This window comes from Shewanella eurypsychrophilus (assembly GCF_007004545.3).
GTDB classification, from domain to species: Bacteria; Pseudomonadota; Gammaproteobacteria; order Enterobacterales; family Shewanellaceae; genus Shewanella; species Shewanella eurypsychrophilus.
Map to the genome: position 1 here is coordinate 232,474 of NZ_CP045503.2, position 14,812 is coordinate 247,285.

The 14,812-nt window shown below is 45.6% G+C and carries 14 protein-coding genes and 1 pseudogene; 4 read left to right on the forward strand and 11 right to left on the reverse strand.

Annotation, left to right across the window (positions count from 1 at the left end; translation table 11 throughout):
- Nucleotides 1-60 precede the first annotated feature (60 nt).
- The 5 genes from cyoE to FM038_RS01045 all read right to left on the reverse strand — a co-directional run bounded on the left by cyoE (nt 61) and on the right by FM038_RS01045 (nt 3,769).
- Nucleotides 61-975 (reverse strand): heme o synthase, encoded by a 915-nt coding sequence (gene cyoE, locus FM038_RS01025; RefSeq protein ID WP_142873077.1) that lies wholly within the window; start codon nt 973-975, stop codon nt 61-63.
- An 81-nt stretch (nt 976-1,056) separates the two neighbouring features.
- The gene (locus tag FM038_RS01030) at nt 1,057-2,040 is read right to left on the reverse strand and encodes a COX15/CtaA family protein (RefSeq protein WP_142873076.1); all 984 of its coding nucleotides are present in this window, start codon (nt 2,038-2,040) and stop codon (nt 1,057-1,059) included.
- Nucleotides 2,040-2,585 (reverse strand): hypothetical protein, encoded by a 546-nt coding sequence (locus FM038_RS01035; RefSeq protein WP_142873075.1) that lies wholly within the window; start codon nt 2,583-2,585, stop codon nt 2,040-2,042. The genes FM038_RS01030 and FM038_RS01035 overlap by 1 nt, the downstream gene beginning before the upstream one ends.
- 198 nt (nt 2,586-2,783) lie before the next feature.
- On the reverse strand, nt 2,784-3,620 hold the full coding sequence (locus tag FM038_RS01040) for an SURF1 family protein (RefSeq protein ID WP_142873074.1): 837 nt from the start codon (nt 3,618-3,620) through the stop codon (nt 2,784-2,786).
- Nucleotides 3,620-3,769, reverse strand: a complete 150-nt coding sequence (locus tag FM038_RS01045) for a hypothetical protein (RefSeq protein ID WP_185965796.1) — start codon at nt 3,767-3,769, stop codon at nt 3,620-3,622. Before FM038_RS01045 ends, FM038_RS01040 begins: the two co-directional genes overlap by 1 nt.
- 135 nt (nt 3,770-3,904) lie before the next feature.
- Here FM038_RS01045 and FM038_RS01050 point away from each other — a divergent pair, with 135 nt between their 5' ends.
- Nucleotides 3,905-4,123, forward strand: a complete 219-nt coding sequence (locus FM038_RS01050; protein ID WP_142873073.1) for a DUF2909 domain-containing protein — start codon at nt 3,905-3,907, stop codon at nt 4,121-4,123.
- A gap of 179 nt (nt 4,124-4,302) precedes the next feature.
- On the opposite strand, the gene FM038_RS01055 is transcribed toward FM038_RS01050, so the two are convergent.
- From FM038_RS01055 to lexA, 6 genes and pseudogenes are all read right to left on the reverse strand, one after another.
- On the reverse strand, nt 4,303-5,178 hold the full coding sequence (locus tag FM038_RS01055; RefSeq protein ID WP_142873072.1) for a cytochrome c oxidase subunit 3: 876 nt from the start codon (nt 5,176-5,178) through the stop codon (nt 4,303-4,305).
- Nucleotides 5,175-5,744 (reverse strand): cytochrome c oxidase assembly protein, encoded by a 570-nt coding sequence (locus tag FM038_RS01060; RefSeq protein WP_142873071.1) that lies wholly within the window; start codon nt 5,742-5,744, stop codon nt 5,175-5,177. Before FM038_RS01060 ends, FM038_RS01055 begins: the two co-directional genes overlap by 4 nt.
- Nucleotides 5,745-5,746: 2 nt before the next feature.
- The gene (gene ctaD, locus FM038_RS01065; protein WP_419555637.1) at nt 5,747-7,342 is read right to left on the reverse strand and encodes a cytochrome c oxidase subunit I; all 1,596 of its coding nucleotides are present in this window, start codon (nt 7,340-7,342) and stop codon (nt 5,747-5,749) included.
- 51 nt (nt 7,343-7,393) lie between these two features.
- Nucleotides 7,394-8,506 (reverse strand): annotated as a pseudogene (gene coxB, locus FM038_RS01070) (cytochrome c oxidase subunit II); the annotation flags it as partial.
- A gap of 432 nt (nt 8,507-8,938) precedes the next feature.
- On the reverse strand, nt 8,939-9,451 hold the full coding sequence (locus FM038_RS01075) for a cell division inhibitor SulA (protein WP_142873068.1): 513 nt from the start codon (nt 9,449-9,451) through the stop codon (nt 8,939-8,941).
- A 32-nt stretch (nt 9,452-9,483) separates the two neighbouring features.
- Nucleotides 9,484-10,101 carry a transcriptional repressor LexA gene (gene lexA / locus FM038_RS01080; protein ID WP_142873067.1) on the reverse strand — a complete coding sequence of 206 codons (618 nt, stop codon included), beginning with the start codon at nt 10,099-10,101 and terminating at the stop codon, nt 9,484-9,486.
- Between the two features lie 268 nt (nt 10,102-10,369).
- On the opposite strand from lexA, the gene plsB reads away from it, so the two are divergent.
- From plsB to bluB, 3 genes are all read left to right on the forward strand, one after another.
- Entirely contained in the window at nt 10,370-12,793 is a 2,424-nt protein-coding gene (plsB, locus tag FM038_RS01085) for a glycerol-3-phosphate 1-O-acyltransferase PlsB (RefSeq protein ID WP_142873066.1), read from the forward strand.
- Between the two features lie 40 nt (nt 12,794-12,833).
- Nucleotides 12,834-14,090, forward strand: coding sequence for a tryptophan permease (mtr, locus tag FM038_RS01090; RefSeq protein ID WP_142873065.1), 1,257 nt, complete (start codon nt 12,834-12,836; stop codon nt 14,088-14,090).
- Between the two features lie 68 nt (nt 14,091-14,158).
- Complete coding sequence (gene bluB / locus FM038_RS01095) at nt 14,159-14,806, forward strand: 5,6-dimethylbenzimidazole synthase (protein ID WP_142873064.1); 648 nt, start codon at nt 14,159-14,161, stop codon at nt 14,804-14,806.
- The last annotated feature ends 6 nt before the right edge of the window (nt 14,807-14,812 follow it).

Genomic DNA, 14,812 nt, shown 5'->3' on the forward strand with positions numbered 1-14,812 from the left:
CTCCATTTTTAACTTCGAGTTTGTATAGCAGCAACGAACTAATCACTTATATTCTCTGGCTTATACCCAGAGGTAATGATCGACCAAGAGCACAATAAATAAGATCATCAGATGATAGATGGAGAAACGAAATACTTGCATCGCTAGGCCAGGCTTATCATCATATTTAAGCTCCCATGCCTTATAGATGAAGCCGCAGCTTAATATTGTCGAGCCCACGAGGTAGATGGGACCGCACATACCAACAATCACAGGTAATAAGCATGCGATAGCGAGCAACATTGTATAAAGTAAGATGCAGGTTTTGGTGAACTCGATGCCATGGGTGACTGGCAACATAGGGATATCAACTTTGGCATACTCATCTTTTCGATGAATTGCCAGGGCCCAGAAATGCGGCGGTGTCCAGGTGAAGATGATGATCACTAACAGCAGGGCATGACCGTGAAACTCTCCAGTTATCGCTGTCCAGCCAAGGAGTGGTGGCATGGCTCCTGCGAGTCCACCGACGACGATATTTTGTGGTGTAGCACGCTTGAGATAAGCAGTATAGATGATGGCATAACCCACAAGGCTAGCAAAGGTGAGCCAGGCAGTCAGCTCGTTGACTAAGGTGTAGAGTAAGATGAAGCCTAATATTGCTAGGCTAACGGAGAAGATGAGAGCCTTAGCGATAGAGACACGCCCCTTAGGCAAGGGACGATTATAGGTGCGGGCCATCAGGCCATCTATGCGTCGATCTATTAGGTGGTTAAAGGCCGCGGCAGCGCCGGCCATCATACCAATTCCCATCATGCCAATGATTAAGGGCTGTATAGGTACAGACCCAGGTACTGCCAGACACATACCGACTAAAACCGTAAGCAGCATGAGTGCGACCACCTTAGGTTTGGTCATCTCATAATAGGCTCGCCATTGAAGTGACTCGCTGTTGGTCTTAGGCCCAGTGGTTGAAATTGAAAGTGGTTTTGCCATGGCTTTCCCTCGCTTAGGCTTTACGCCCTTAAAATTATTATTTTGCTTAAAACTTAAAACTTAAAACTTAAAACTTTCGCTTTATGCTTTTCGCCACAGGGCGTAGTTGATAAACACTAATGTCATTAGCAACATGGCCGCCCCAGCATTGTGAGATACCGCTATACCCAAGGGCAGGTGCAACACAACATTACTGATCCCGAGCCCCACTTGGAGTATGACTAAACCGACTAAAACCAATGATGCTCGTCTCAATAACGCCGATTGAGAACGAGTAAAAAGTTTGTAGGCAAGCCAGAGCAAGATACCTGTGGTCAATATCGCACCAAATCTATGGGCGACATGTATGGTCATGCGTGAGGAGTAGTCGAGTACGCCAAATTCATAGGTTTCGTGCACGCCTTGGAACGGATTAAAAGCCTGAGTGAACTGTAAATTCTTGTACCAGTCTCCCTCACAGATAGGCAGTGAAGTACAGGCTAGTGCGGCATAGTTAGATGAAGTCCAACCGCCAAGAATGATCTGTAAGATCAAGACTCCGATGCCAACTAAGGCTAATGGGGCAAGTTTTCTAGCGACAATATCGCCACCTGGGATCCTCAGTGGTTTAGTCCTGAGATAGAGTAGGAGTAACAGAGATATTAAGGTGAAGCCGCCGATAAGGTGAGACATGACCACTATGGGCATGAGTTTCATGGTAACTGTCCACATTCCTAACGCGGCTTGAAATAGGATCAAAATGGCGATAAATGTTGGTAGTTTCTTTGGGGCGTCCAGCTTCTTTAGGCAAAGAATGAAGATCAGCAGCACCAGTAATCCAAGGGCTCCTGCGATATACCTGTGGATCATCTCTAACCAGGCTTTGTTTGGTTCAACTTCATGTCCCGGGAAGGCATCTTGTACCTGAGCAAGTTCATGTTGCTGACTGGGGACCTTGAGCATGCCATAACAACCGGGCCAATCGGGACAGCCTAGGCCAGCATCGGATAATCGGGTATATGCGCCCATTAAAATGACGCAAAGGGTGAATACAAGAGTGACTCTGAGTAGGTTTTGGATCCCCATTAGCCAACTCTCGATAGCTTTAGCATCTTTCTTAGATCTGCAACCAGTGATTTCCCCTGCATGATCTGTTTGTCCATGCCGTTAACTGCGGGGTATCGCATGACTAGGCTACCTAACGGATCGACCACTATCATCTGTTGATGATCCAGCAGATTTATCATGGCCTTATTTGCCTCTGCCGTCTCGAACGAGTATGAAGCAAGGGCGAGAGGATCGCTATCTTGACTCAGTAAGATCAAGGTATGAACTCTATCCTGATCCCGGCCCAGTGCGATATGGCTTTGTTGCAGGATATAGAGGTGATCTTGGCATTGCTGGCCACACTTGTTTGGCAGTAAGTAGAGGAGTTGCCACTCTTTAGGCTTAGGGTTGTTCATCTGAAGGCTGTGGTAGCTAGTACCGATAGGGAGTAACTCTCCCTTGTTGGTGGCACCGCCCTGATAGAGATCTAAGCTGAGCACAATTTTGGCCGCAGCCACAGGCAGGACGAAGACTAAAAAAAGTAAGATTAAAGGTTTAGCGCCGCTCTTTTTTGGGGAGTTCATACTCTCTCCTAAGAAAGCCCATATGAACGCCTGCATAGGCTAATAAAATTCATATGAGTCATACTCATCAAGTTTCCCGAGACGGCTAGGAAACACGTATTTATACCAATTCCATTAAATATATGATCACTTGTTTGATGGAACTGGTATTAATTATCACTTCTTATTTGTAGAAGTTCTTACTGCTTAATCTCTAACCTACTTGGTCTTGTTTTCATTGGCAACAGTCATTTCGTCGATATTGGTCCGATCTGAATTATTACTTACTGTAACTTCATCTTGTTGTTTTGTTGAGGCTTTGGATCTTCTGCTATAGATGAAATATAAAATCAGCAGTGCAAAAGCCAGTGCCATCGAAAACCACTGTAGGGCGTAGCCTCTATGTTTCTGTGAAGAAAGTGGTATCGGAGTCCAAGGGTGGGGCAAGTCAAAACCATCGAGATGATCTGGCTGCAACACGGCTGGTGCTAAAGGCTGGTCTAGTAACTGACTAATTGCATTAATATTAAGGTTTTGGATACGCTTGGGCCAGCCAGGCTCAGGCATTAATGCTGAACTCATTGGGTTCGCTTGTTTCTGATATAACCTGCCATTCAAGCTGACTTCTCCTGTGATGACTTTAACCTTGGGCAGTATTCGTCTATCTAAGCCCGCAGGTACGAAGCCAAGTTCTACTAGCATCCAGGGGCCATCAGGTGTTACCTGTATAGGCTGTAGTGCCAGATATCCCACCCGTCCGTTAAAAACTTGGTTATCCAGTAAGAATATATTCTGTGTTGCGGGAGATGCCAGGACCGAGAGACGGTAACCTGTGATCTGCTCTGTTGGGGGAAATGAAACCAGCTGGTCATATGTCAGCGGGGCTGATGATTGACGTTGGGTTAATTCGCTTTGCCATTGCTCTTTCATCTCGGCGCGATCGAGTTGCCAAAAACCTAGTTTGACTAAGATGAGGAACATAGCTGTAGAGAACAGAGCTAATGCTATTCTGGTCGCCCATAAATACAGGCCACTACGTTGAGAGAGGTTAGTCATTATCTACTCTCCTCGACACAGCTCTGAACATTATAAAGTTGCCAAAAACCTAGTTTGACTAAGATGAGGAACATAGCTGTAGAGAACAGAGCTAATGCTATTCTGGTCGCCCATAAATACAGGCCACTACGTTGAGAGAGGTTAGTCATTATCTACTCACCTTCTTGTGCTGGGGATAATTAATCAGTAGCCAAAAACCTAACTTGACCAAATGGATAAACAGCTCCAGAGTAGAAATAGTAAATAAGGCCCTAGAGCCCCATGACTCAATGTGAGGATAACCGGTGAATCTATTAATTATCTTTAAAATTGTCTTAGTACTGCTACTGCTATTCATTATGTTTAATCTTGTCCGATCCCTGTTTCTCTTGGTTAAAGGTGACAGTGAGACGCCCGTGAGTCACTTCTTAGGGCGTCGGGTCATCTTCTCTGTGCTGGTGGTCCTATTCATCCTAGTAGCAATAGGCACCGGGGTTATCACCCCAAACCCAAGACCTTATTAACTTTTTTAAATATTAATACCTCTGATATGAATAGATTTAATCTTTATTCGTGCTCAATCAAATACACCTAATTAGCAGGCATTTCGTCTGAGTTTTAGGAGAGTGCGCGGAGTTTATATGCATAAATGAGCACTCTCGACAACAAAATCGGACGAAATGGCAATAATATATGGCCTAGATTAGAGGACGTAGACGAAGATAAACAAACACAACCAAACTACGTCAACAAAGTGCCAATACCAGCTGCCTGCTTGGAAGGCGAAATGCCTATCTGGAGTAAAGTGTCCTTTCAATACCCGTAAAAATAATACGATCAGGAATACGGTTCCTAAGGTGACGTGCATGCCATGGAAACCAGTCAAGAGGAAGAAGGTATTACCGTAAATGCCAGAGGCTAAGGTTAACCCCATCTCCTGATAGGCGTGAATATACTCTTCGACTTGTAGCGTCAAAAAACTCAAGCCCAGCAAGATGGTGATACCCAGCCAGACTGTGATTGCCGAGCGTTTACCCTTTTCTAGACTCACGTGAGCCATATGCAGAGTCACAGATGACGTGAGTAGAATGATGGTGTTATACAGGGGTAAACCAGTCCAAGGCATGGCCTCGGTTTTGGTGCCATCGGGCGTTGTTATTAGTGGCCAGATGGCTTCAAATCCTGGCCAAAGCACCTCACTCGTCATGGCGTTATTGGAGTCGCCACCCAACCAAGGCACGGCAATCATTCTGGCGTAGAGCAGGGCACCGAAAAATGCCCCGAAGAACATCACCTCGGAGAAGATAAACCAGCTCATTCCTTGGCGAAAGGATCTGTCCATCTGCTTGGAATAGAGGCCACTCATCGACTCGGCGATAACGGTTCTAAACCAGCCAAAGATCATAAATATAATCACGGCGATACCGGCGAGTAAGATCATTCCGCCACTGCCGCCATCGGTTTTGAGTTGTTGTACATAACTTCCGGCGCCAAATGCGATGAGGAATAATCCTACTGCCCCTATGATGGGCCATGCACTCTGTGCGGGAACGTAATAGTGTTCGTGCTTCGGTGTCATCTTGCTGCTCCTTGCTCAACTGAGCCGACATAACCTCGGTCGGTGATGTTGTAGAGGGTATAAGAGAGAGTCAGTGTGGTTATCGAATCGGGAAGATCAGGATCCACAAAAAATATCAGTGGTAGCTCAGCGCTCGCAGTGGCCGTTAGTTTCTGCTGGTTGAAGCAGAAGCACTCGGTTTTATTGAAGTAAGCGGCTCCCTGTCCTGGTGATACCGAGGGTATAGCCTGACCAATGGTCTCCTTTAGAGACAGATTTTTGGCATTGAAATAAGTGTGGATCAACTCTCCGGGATGCACCTGCATACGCTTGACTTCGGGCGTAAACTCCCAGGGCATATCACTCTGGATCTGCGCCATAAATTCAACTGTAATGGTACGACTCTCATCGATTGTGATCGGTTTATAAGTACTGGCGCTGTTTTGGGGCTTGCCATTGATCCCCAATTGCTCGCAAAGCACATCGTATAAGGGCACCAAGGCGAAGCCGAAGCCGAACATGCCCACAGCACCGGCAATCAGCATACCGATAAGTTTTCGATTGGACTTGCCTTGGCTGCTGCTCATATCTACTTAATCTCGGGTGGTGTAGAGAAAGAGTGATAGGGTGCCGGACTCGGTAGGGTCCACTCCAAGCCTTCTGCACCTTCCCAAGGTTTAGCCGCTGCTTTTTCGCCACCGCGTATACACTTGATGACCAGCGCGAGGAAGATAAACTGAGACAGTCCAAAGGCGAAACCGCCTATGGAGACTATCTGATTAACATCGGCAAATTGCACCGCGTAATCCGGAATACGTCTCGGCATACCCGCTAAACCTAAGAAATGCATAGGGAAGAAGAGCACGTTTACCGATATGACTGAGCACCAGAAATGTATCTTGCCTAGTCTCTCGTCATACATATTACCAGTCCACTTCGGCAGCCAGTAATAAGCTGCAGCCATGATGGAGAAGATGGCTCCTGTCACCAACACATAGTGGAAGTGTGCCACCACGAAGTAAGTATCATGGTATTGGAAGTCTGCCGGAGTGATGGCCAGCATCAGGCCAGAAAAGCCACCTATAGTGAAGAGTATGATGAAGGCAACGGCGAATAACATGGGGGTTTCGAAGCTGAGTGAGCCTCGCCACATGGTCGCCACCCAGTTAAACACTTTCACCCCAGTGGGAACCGCAATCAACATGGTGCAATACATGAAAAATAGCTCGGCGAATACGGGCATGCCTGTGGTGAACATATGGTGTGCCCAGACAAGGAATGAGAGTATTGCGATACTTGAGGTGGCGTAGACCATAGATGAGTAACCAAACAGCCTCTTACGGCTGAAGGTGGGTACTATGGCCGAGATGATACCGAAGGAGGGTAAGATCATGATGTAAACTTCGGGGTGACCGAAGAACCAGAATATATGCTGGAACATCACAGGATCGCCACCACCCGCCGCATCGAAGAAGCTGGTACCAAAATATTTATCTGTGAGCACCATAGTCACAGTGCCAGCGAGTACCGGCATCACAGCAATCAAGAGGAAGGCGGTGATAAGCCAAGTCCAGACAAAAAGTGGTAACTTCATCCAGGTCATACCCGGAGCCCGCATATTGACTATGGTCACGACGACGTTAATTGCCCCCATGATGGAACTGATGCCCATGATATGGACGGAGAAAACAAACAGAGCCGTACTATCAGGACTGTAAGTGGTCGACAGCGGCGCGTAGAAGGTCCAGCCAAAGTTAGGTCCGCCGCCCTCCATAAACAGAGAGCTCAGCAGGATAGCGAAAGCAAAGGGTAAGATCCAAAAGCTCCAGTTGTTCATCCTTGGCAGTGCCATGTCTGGCGCGCCTATCATCATAGGTATCAACCAGTTTGCTAAGCCTGTGAAAGCCGGCATCACAGCACCAAAGACCATGATAAGTCCATGGACTGTGGTCATCTGATTGAAGAAGTTAGGTTCTATCAGCTGCAGTCCTGGTTGAAACAGTTCAGCACGAATTACCATCGCCATGGCGCCACCCGTGAGGAACATGATAAAACTGAACCAGAGGTAGAGTGTGCCTATGTCTTTGTGGTTGGTGGTGAACAGCCAACGTTTTATGCCCGAAGGGTGCTGCTGGTGATGTTCATCATGGTGCTCGCTGGCTTCTTCGACCTGGGCGATTTCCATATTTGGTTCCGCTTCGCGGGTTAAAGTATTCATATTGCCTCCCTATTGGCCATGCTGACTGACGTCAGATGCCTGAACCATATCGCCTGTGTTGTTATCCCAAGCGTTACGTTCATAAGTAATTACTGCGGCAATTTCTTGCGCGGTTAATTGCTTTCCAAAAGCCTGCATCGCAGTGCCCGCCTTGCCATTGATAACCATCTCTAAGTGATCTATTAATGGTCCAGTGGTGATTGGGCTGCCTTTCATTGGAGGGAATACGCCAGGTAGACCCATGCCGTTGGGCTGATGACAGGCGGCACATCGAGACATGTAGACCTGTTCACCTTGGGCCATAAGCTCATCCATGGAGAGAGATTTACTCAAGGAGGCTTGGGCATCTGCCGCGGCTGCGCTGGCTTGATTTTTTTGTTCTGCTATCCAAATGTCGAAGTCGGCTTGGCTCAGGGCCTCGACCACGATAGGCATGAAGCCATGATCTTTGCCGCAGAGTTCGGCGCATTGGCCGCGGTAGGTACCTGGTGTATTGATACGCGTCCATGCTTCATTGATAAAGCCCGGATTAGCGTCTTTCTTGACGGCAAATGCGGGAACCCACCAGGAGTGGATCACATCTTCCGATGTCATCAGAAAGCGTATTTTTTTATTGATAGGAAGCACTAAGGGCTTATCGACTTCTAGGAGGTAGTTCACTCCCTTCTCTTCGGTTCCCTCAATCTGCTCTCTTGGCGTTGAGAGTAAACTATAGAATTCTATATCTTGATCGAAATAGCTGTAATGCCATTTCCATTGAGAGCCTGTGATCTTGATGGTGATGTCGGCATCACTAGGATCTTCCATGGCGATTAAGGTCTTTGTCGCCGGAATAGCCATAAGGATAAGTATGATGAAAGGGGTAACGGTCCAAGCTATCTCGACCTTAGTACTTTCGTGGAAATTGGCTGCGACGGCACCCTTAGATTTACGATGGTTGATCATGGAATAGATCATCACACCAAAAACCACAACACCGATGGCGCAACAGATATACAGGATGATCATGTGCAGGTTGTATACCTGGCCACTGATATCTGTAACGCCCTTTGTCATATTAAGGGGCATTTCTGATGCCAAAACGTATGGCGTAAACAGCAACGCCAGAAAACTATACAACACTCGCTTCACTAGACTTCTCCTCTGTCAAAAATTAAGACAAAGAAGAGTCACACAGTAAGTCTCTGCTCTATGCAAACTCTTCAGTTCCCAAAAAAGCAACGATGACTTCAAAGTGCAGTGGCGGTTTACCTGTTATTTTAGTTTGGTAGTCACTGACTACCAGAGTTAACCACACTCGCACCTACGGCTGAATATATCAGTACCGATCTCAGCGAGGTAAATATCTGGCCTTTTACAGATGGCAGAATTTTACTACGCCGACTACTAAATCGTTTGGATATAACAAATTATCGTTGTTATCACTCTAACTTACTTGGTGTTGAAATATTGATCAAGATCACTTTTAGCGAAACTTTTAAATATTTTAAATAAAAATCAGACACAAAAAAGTCCCTCACGGGACTTAAATAGTCAATTTCTATTCGCTATATTGACTCGAGATCAGTGCAGAGAAACAAATAAACTGGCCTGGCTGAAGTGAGTATCTGTTTGGCGGTGGGGCTTAGCATGTAAGTGACTATTCGCATCCTCAATGACAATACCTAGGGCGCGCGCACTTTTTTCTACCAGTTTGAGTCGGCGATTGTCCCTTGAATCTAAGGCACTAGTCCAGCAGATGACGGCACTGGATGTACCACTGGTGAGCGCCTTCTCCATGGCCCATAAGGTTTCGACTTCGTCTTTAGCATGAACGAGAAGGACGCGGTCCATTCTGACTCCTGCTTCGGCTAACATCTGCTTGTAACCTATGTTAGGAGGACTGATCAATACAATCCATTGCCCCTGATGGCTCAAAGTAGCAAGCTGATTACTCACTTTTCTCAGCTCCACGCGGCCCTGAGTGTGGGTGCTAACTGTGGTGATACTCGCATTGCTTTGTTCGATGGACACTTGGTCAAGGGGATTCGACCATAAACCTGGGTGTCTAGGGCTGTTTCCGATTAAATCATTCATTGCCAAGCTCCTTCGTCAATCAGCGAAATCAATTATTGCCAGTCGCCGTTACGGATCACACCAACAGCTAGGCCTTCAATGGTCAGGCTTTGGCTGGTGAGATCAATAATAATGGGCGAATACTCTTCATTTTCCGCATGTAGATAAACCATGCTGCCTTTTTTCTCAAAACGTTTTACTGTTACGTCGTCTTCAACTCGTGCTACTACTACTTGACCATTTCTTGCTTGTTCTATTTTGTGAACAGCAAGTAAGTCACCCTCGAGAATGCCGATATCTTTCATGCTATCGCCACGCACCCGAAGGAGAAAGTCAGCACTGGGGCGGAACATAGCTGGATCAACTTGGTAATGTTGTTCGATATGTTCTTGAGCGAGAATAGGCTCTCCTGCTGCGACTTGACCTATCAAGGGTAAGCCTAACTCTTCCGGCTCCGCAGCTTGGGTTAATCGAATGCCACGTGAGGTGCCGGGAATTATCTCTATGCAGCCTTTCTTTGCTAATGCTTTTAAATGCTCTTCAGCCGCATTGGCACTCTTGAAACCTAAACGTTTAGCAATTTCAGCACGGGTTGGCGGCATACCAGTATCGGAAATATTACGCTTGATGAGCTCAAGGATTTCGGCTTGTCTTGGTGTCAAAGGTCTCATTATGAATCCTGTCTTTCTATACAGTTACTGTCAGTATATACAGTATTGTGACCAGTGCAAGGATTAACCAAGTTTTATCATAGTTTCAATATTTATGATTTAAGTTCAACAGTTAAGCTGGCCAGTATTTCTCTCGTTGAATTTGAGTCCTTAGCTAATATATTACTGACCATGACTTATAAGTGGCTTTTATTAATGACATTAGGGCTATCTCTGCTTTATCTGGTATTCTATACGGTTATTAAGATGGCTCACATTGCATAAGAAAATGTCTAAAAAAGATTCTCTTTGGTATAAATCATTACGTTGGATTCAAAAACAGTTGGTACTGACTGTCGTCGTGCCCCATGAACCTTTCGTCGATCTCAATTTGGACCCTGATAAGCCAGTGGTTTATGTGATGAAGACTGAGTCTCTCAGTGACATTGCAGCATTGAGTGAAATCACCAGTAAGTATGGACTGCCAAGCCCATATGATGACCTTGTGGTCGATGGTGGAAAGACACCAAGAGTCGTATGTTTAGAGGGAGCTAAGCCTCTATTTGGCCAAAGGAAAAGTAACGAATTTTTCTTAAACAGTTTTATGGAACTGTTGAAGGTGCATAAGCAGAAGCCAGAGCTGGACATACAGTTAGTGCCTGTGAGCCTGTACTGGGGACGAACTCCTGGTAAAGAAGACGATACGATGAAGGCGGCAGTGCTTGAGCGTCAAAATCCAACCTGGCTTCGCAAGTGTCTGATGATTCTTTTTTTAGGACGACACAACTTCGTTCAATTTTCTAATGCTGTTTCAATTCGTCATATGGCTGATGAGCATGGCACTGACAAGCGGATTGCTCATAAGCTAGCTCGAGTCGCTAGGGTTCACTTTAGCCGTCAGCGTAAGGTGATGACCGGACCCGTTTTACCTAAGCGTCAGGTGCTTTTCCAAGACCTATTAAATTCAGAATCTCTCAAAAAAGCGATTCTCGAAGAAGCGGCGAGTAAGAAAATATCGGAAACCGAGGCTAGAGCTAAGGCGATGGAGTATCTGGATGAAGTCGCTGCAGATTACTCAGAGAGTCTAGTTCGTATTGCTGAACGCTTCTTGACCTGGCTGTGGAACAAACTCTATAAAGGCATCAATATTAGAGGAGCTGAACAGGTTAGACAGCTGCATCATGATGGGCATGAGATTATTTATGTTCCCTGTCATCGTAGTCATATGGACTACTTATTGCTTTCATATATCCTCTATTACCAAGGAATGGTTCCGCCACATATTGCTGCTGGTATCAATCTTAATTTTTGGCCAGCGGGTCCTATGTTCCGCCGTGGTGGTGCCTTCTTTATTCGCCGAAGCTTCAGAGGTAACAAGCTCTATACCGTCGTTTTCCGTGAATATTTAGATCAGCTATTCAAGAAAGGTTATTCAGTTGAATACTTTACTGAAGGTGGCCGTTCACGCACCGGACGTTTGCTGGCGCCCAAGACCGGCATGATAGCTATGACGCTTAATAGTGTGCTCCGTGGTATGGAAAGGCCTGTGACCTTAGTGCCTGTATATCTTGGCTATGATCACGTCATGGAAGTGGCTACTTACCATAAAGAGTTAAGTGGTAAGAAGAAAAAGAAAGAGTCCGTTTGGCAGTTATTTGGTGCCATCCGTAAGTTAGGTAACTTTGGTCAAGGTTATGTTAACTTCGGTCAGTCTATTACTCTGCAAAATTACCTCGATGAGCAAGTACCAGATTGGAGGACTGAGTTGGCTAACGATCCTGAGCAGAAGCCTAAGTGGTTAACTCCTGTCGTGAACACCTTAGCCAATCGGGTCATGACTAATATCAATGATGCCGCAGCAGTCAGCTCGGTCACTTTGACTAGCCTTGTTCTACTCGCCTCGGAGCAGCATGCCCTAGAGCGTTCTCAGCTTGAAAAGCAGCTAGATCTTTATCTTAAGATACTTAAAGATCTGCCCTATACCGATTACACGTCGGTACCAGAAGGTGATGGCAAGCTGTTAGTTCAGCAAGGGTTGGAGCTTAAGAAATTACAACTCGATAGCGATCCTTTAGGCGATATAGTGTCTATTGATGGCAGCATTGCAGTTGCTATGACCTATTACCGTAACAATATCATCCACCTCTTGATCGTTCCGTCTCTGGTTGCAAGCTGTTTAGCTCAACATGACCATGTCACAAGAGATGAAATTGTCGATACGGTAAAAGATTTCTATCCTTTGCTTAAAGCGGAATTGTTTATGGGTATCGAGGACATAGAAGTTCATGTTACCCAAATTTTGGATCTATTTATCGCACAAGGCTTAGTGACCGAATCCGGACACTTCTCGCCTGTAGAGAGTCAGATTAATCAACTCTTGTTACTCGCTGGTACTGTGAGTGAGACGATGCAGCGCTATGCCATCATATTTAATCTATTGGCAGTCTGTCCCAAAATGGAACGTTATGAGTTGGAGCGTGAGAGTCATAAGTTGGCACAAAGACTTGGTGCTCTTCATGGCATTACCGCACCAGAATTTTACGATAAGAAACTCTATGGCACTCTGAGCGTCAAGCTTAAAGAGCTGGGTTACATATTAGACAGCGAAAAAATAGATGAAGTTCAGAGAATAAGAGGCCGTGCTAATGGTTTGCTTCGTTCATCTGTAAGACAAACCATAGAAGATAGTGTGGCTGCGGAGCATAAGGCTTAATGAAAAAACTAGTTCGTTTGACAACTGAGGCCTGCATTTAATGGCTAACCATATGAATGCCGCCAAAAATAAAGTGGCCAGTAAATCTCTACTTGGTGGAGCCATGATTATTGCGGGTACCGCAGTGGGTGCCGGTATGTTTTCTTTGCCCGTTGTCGGTGCGGGGATGTGGTTTAGCTACTCGATAATCATGATGATTGGCGTGTGGTTTTGTATGCTCGTTTCCGGTTTATTGTTACTTGAGACCAATCTACATTTCGAGCCCGGGGCTAGCTTCGATACATTGACTCGTGAAACTTTAGGTAACTTCTGGCGAATTATTAACGGTCTATCGATCGCATTTGTTCTCTATATTCTGGCTTATGCTTATATTAGTGGTGGCGGTTCTATTGTGAACCATAGCTTAGAGGCTGCTGGTATTGAGCTCCCTCAGAGTGTGGCAGGACTGGTTTTCGCTTTAGGTTTGGCATTTATTGTTTTTATCAGCACCAAGGCTGTGGACAGGATCACAACCATAATGCTGGGTGGTATGGTTATTACTTTCTTTCTCGCTGTAGGCAATTTGCTGATCGATATCGATACTGTGAAACTATTTAAACCCGATGGTGAGACAAGCTACCTGCCATATATGCTAGCTGCGTTACCATTTGGTTTAGTCAGCTTCGGCTATCACGGTAATGTGCCTAGTTTAGTTAAATATTATGGTAAAGATCCTAGTACCATAATTAAGGCTATCGTTTTAGGCACTGTGATTGCCTTTATTATTTATGTCTGTTGGTTAGTTGCAACCATGGGTAATATCCCCAGAAGTGGATTTGTCGATATTATTGCTCAAGGCGGTAATATGGGGGTACTTGTAGGGGCTCTTTCCGGTGTTATGGCCAGTGATTGGCTAACGAGTATGCTAACCGTTTTTGCTAATCTAGCTGTCGCTTCCTCTTTTCTTGGGGTTACCTTAGGTTTGTTCGATTACCTTGCGGATCTTTTTGGCTTTGATGAGTCTCGTTCTGGTCGTTTGAAGACTGCGACTATTACGTTTGTTCCTCCAACGGTATTGGGCCTGCTATTCCCTAATGGTTTCTTGATTGCCATCGGCTTTGCAGCCTTAGCTGCGACAATTTGGGCTGCCATAGTGCCGGCTATGATGGCTTATAAAGTAAGACAAATATATCCCGAATCCGATAGTTTTACTGTACCGGGTGGGACGCTAGTCATCGCTATCGTGATCTTATTTGGGATAGTCACTGGGGCCTGCCATCTACTGGCTATGGCTGAGCTGTTACCCGTTTATGGCTAGTCTAGATAAAGTGTAGAAATGGGGCCTATTAGGCTCCTTTTTTTTGTCAAAATAAAAAGAGAGAAACGTTGAAAATCACTCAAGCTGAAAGAGATGCAGTTTATAAGACGATCTTTAATCGTCGTGATGTCAGATCTGAATTTAAGTCCGACACCATCCCGGATGACGTTTTGATGCGAATTCTGACAGCAGCGCATCATGCGCCAAGTGTCGGTTTTATGCAGCCATGGGATTTTGTGATTGTCAAAAGTGATGAAACTAAACAACGACTCAAACAAGGTTTTTTGAAGGCGAATGCCGAGGCTGAACTGCTGTTTGAGGGGGAGCGTAAAGATCAATACCGTGCTTTGAAATTAGAAGGGATCTTAGAAGCACCTATTGGCATCTGTATTACCTGCGATCGAACCCGAACAGGCCCTGTAGTGTTAGGGCGTACGGCAAATCTGGACATGGACCTTTATAGCTCTGTTTGCGCAGTACAGAATTTATGGCTAGCTGCCCGAGCAGAAAATATAGGCGTTGGTTGGGTAAGCATTATTCATGATGAGGTTTTGCATCAGACCTTAGGCATTCCGGAGCACATAGTGCCAGTTGCTTATCTCTGTTTAGGCTATGTAAGTACGTTTTATGAAAAACCTGAATTAGAGAAAAAAGGTTGGCTTAGAAGAAGGCCTCTCGAGACGCTCATTCATGAAGAGCAGTGGCAAGCAAAGTAAAGCTAG